This window comes from Ligilactobacillus ceti DSM 22408 (assembly GCF_000423245.1).
Lineage (GTDB): Bacteria > Bacillota > Bacilli > Lactobacillales > Lactobacillaceae > Ligilactobacillus > Ligilactobacillus ceti.
In genome coordinates this window covers 1-1,932 of record NZ_AUHP01000006.1, presented here as the reverse complement: position 1 = coordinate 1,932, position 1,932 = coordinate 1, and the positions used below count along the sequence as shown (strand labels likewise).

The 1,932-nt window shown below is 27.6% G+C and carries 2 protein-coding genes; both read left to right on the top strand.

All coding sequences use genetic code 11. The annotated features are described in order from the left end of the window. Positions 1–381 precede the first annotated feature (381 nt). Positions 382–1,290 (top strand): hypothetical protein, encoded by a 909-nt coding sequence (locus tag G540_RS0100470; protein ID WP_027106385.1) that lies wholly within the window; start codon positions 382–384, stop codon positions 1,288–1,290. Then, positions 1,290–1,658: a hypothetical protein gene (locus G540_RS0100465; protein WP_027106384.1), complete on the top strand. Its 369-nt coding sequence runs from the start codon at positions 1,290–1,292 to the stop codon at positions 1,656–1,658. The genes G540_RS0100470 and G540_RS0100465 overlap by 1 nt, the downstream gene beginning before the upstream one ends. Positions 1,659–1,932: the final 274 nt, after the last annotated feature.

The window sequence follows — 1,932 nt, the reverse complement described above, 5'->3', positions numbered from 1 at the left end:
TATTATTTTTTTTGATTTATTGACTAATTTTTTTCGAGTTTCCATATTATCTCTTATTTGAATAGCAGCGATATATGTAGTATTAATATATTAAAAACTTTGCCGAATGGAGCGAGAATTGGAAGTGTAGCCAATCATAAAGAAAAATTAAAAAGAACTTGTAAATGAAATGGATAAGCTAGGTGTCCGAAGTCTTGGTCAGCAAAAGAAATAAAAAGAGCTGGGAATTATGTTGCTAGTCTTAAATCAAATAAAAAGCGAGATCGGGAGAACTTATAACAGGAATGTAAAAGGGCATTAAAGCGATTGTTGCAGTTGAATATTTATTAAAAAATATTACATTTTAATTTTGAAATAGATTTTGTGTTGAAAGGTTTTTTTATGAGAAGAAAATATTTTGAAAAATACTTAAATAACAAGGTTGAATTAGCCTTAAATAAACAACTTCCTAAATATATTAAAACTCCAGGTGGAATGGTATCAAGTACTGCTTATACAAAGGGAAGATTAACAAATATATTAGATAATGATGGTACAGTGTTTTTAGAGTTAAACAGAGAGTGTAAAATTAATATTGAACAAGTTAAGGCTATAAAAATACAAGAAGATAGAAATGATATTGTAGATGGAAAACTAATAACTCCGTTTGGGGAGCTTAAGACGTATCTTGATGGCAAAGAAGTTTCATATAAAATTAAAGAACAGGAGGTAAGTATTTGTTTTCCTGATGTTGAAGCGATTTATAGTTTGACTATAAAATTGCCAGTAGATAATAATGAACATATTGTATCTTGCAATATACATCAATTAAATGAATATAATTATGAATGTGAATATGTTACTGATGAATATGAATTGACGCTTAATATTGAAAATGAACAATATGCATTGGCTATTGGATGTAATGCAGCCAATTGTGAAGAGGAAATTATTGGATATTATAATGATGGTTTTTATAATCAAAAACATTTAAATCAGAAATATTTAAGATACTCATCAACTACATCTATAGCAGAATTTTGTGATAATGGAATTCAATATAAGGTGTTTGATTTTAGCCAAAGAGGATATGTAGTTTTTGGTATATCATGGATTAAAGAACCTGGAATTTACTCATCTAATAAAAAAAATTATAATGATAGATCATTTCAGGCTGAATTTGCTGCTAGCTTAAATTCTCATGATGAAAGCTGGGAAAATGCTGATGATTCGCAGAATAAACATATACCAAGTACAATTTGTCCGGATTACAATCAACTGACTAAAAAGAATAATAGGAGAAAAAAATAATGTACAATAAAGAAAAGATGAAACAATTATTATATGAGGCAAATCATGTAGATCCGATGAATGACTATGCGTATTTTTCTAAAATAAAAGAAATTATGACTTTGTTGCAATCTAGGGAAGATTTGAATGAGTTCTCACAATATATGGAACATATGACTCGAGATGAATATGGTATATTAGGATCATTTATTGATGAAATTGATGCAAAGTACGTTACAAGAAACTTTACAGAAGCATTAAAGAAACTTATTAAAAAATATCCTTTAGATTTACCTAAAGATTACAAAGATCCTCAAATTGAACAAGTTATGTTAGAAGCATTTGAAGAAGAACTAAACAGACGAGAAAAAGAAGCAACTGAAGATTGATAAACTAGGAAATGGACACAGAGGGGATTTCTTCTGTGCCTATTTCATTATGTAGAATTGAATAAAAATTTCGTGATACCTATTTGATACCAAAAACTTTAAAACTATAAAACAATAGATATAACACTTATAAAAATAGTAACAAAAATGTATATAAAAATAAAATATAGTGTCATATATTGATAGCTAGGTGTCGAATGGGAATAGACATTAACAAAAATACTACTGCTTAGAAACTTAGTGAAATAAAGGTTTTGAGCGTTATATATTTTTA